The organism is Streptomyces sparsus (genome assembly GCF_054776295.1).
The window spans coordinates 1-840 of record NZ_BAAHCA010001440.1 but is presented as its reverse complement, the minus strand read 5'-3'; the positions used below and the strand labels follow the sequence as shown (position 1 = coordinate 840).

Sequence of the window (840 nt, the reverse complement as noted above, 5' to 3'; positions counted from 1 at the left end):
CCTCCCACGACCTGTGCCCGATCGGCTGCTGCCCCGCCCGGGCCCCCCGGCCCGCCGCGGCGGGCGCCGACAGCCCGTACCTGTGAGCAACCGGCCCGGGTCCGACGAGGGCCCGGGAGAGCCACCGCGAGGAGAGACGTGAGCGATCCGCTGCGAAGTGAACTGCTGGCCGTCGCACTGGAGGCCGCCGCCAAGGCCGGCGAGCTGCTGCACGGCAGCCGGCCGGCCGACCTGTCGGTGGCGGCCACCAAGACCAGCTCCATCGACGTCGTCACCGAGATGGACATCGCGGCCGAGAAGCTGATCACCACCGTGCTCGCCGAGCGCCGCCCGCACGACGGGGTTCTCGGCGAGGAGGGGGCGAGCACCACCGGCACCAGCGGGGTGCGCTGGATCGTGGATCCCCTCGACGGCACCGTCAACTACCTCTACGGCCTGCCCAACTGGGCGGTGTCCATCGCCGCCGAGGTGGACGGGCGCACGGTCGTCGGAGTGGTCGCCTCACCGCCGCGGGGCGAGGTGCACCAGGCGGTGCTGGGGGAGGGCGCGTTGCGCAACGGCGACCCGGTGCGCTGCCGTCCGGCGCCGCCGCTGCACCAGGCGCTGATCGGGACGGGCTTCTCCTACCTCCGGGACCGCCGTGCCGTGCAGGGCCGGCTCGTCGCCGAACTGCTGCCGCAGGTACGGGACATCCGCCGTTCCGGTTCCGCCGCGCTCGACCTGTGCGACGTCGCCGGCGGCCGGCTGGACGGCTACTACGAGCGGGGCACCAACCCGTGGGACTACGCGGCCGGTGAGCTCATCGCCCGTGAGGCCGGCGCCCGCACCGGCGGCCGGCCC

General features: G+C 75.1%; 1 protein-coding gene. It reads left to right on the top strand.

The window, feature by feature from the left end; translation table 11 throughout:
* Window positions 1–138: 138 nt before the first annotated feature.
* Window positions 139–840: inositol monophosphatase family protein (locus ACYVE9_RS28935; protein ID WP_461030841.1), on the top strand; the 702-nt coding region annotated here is incomplete at its 3' end.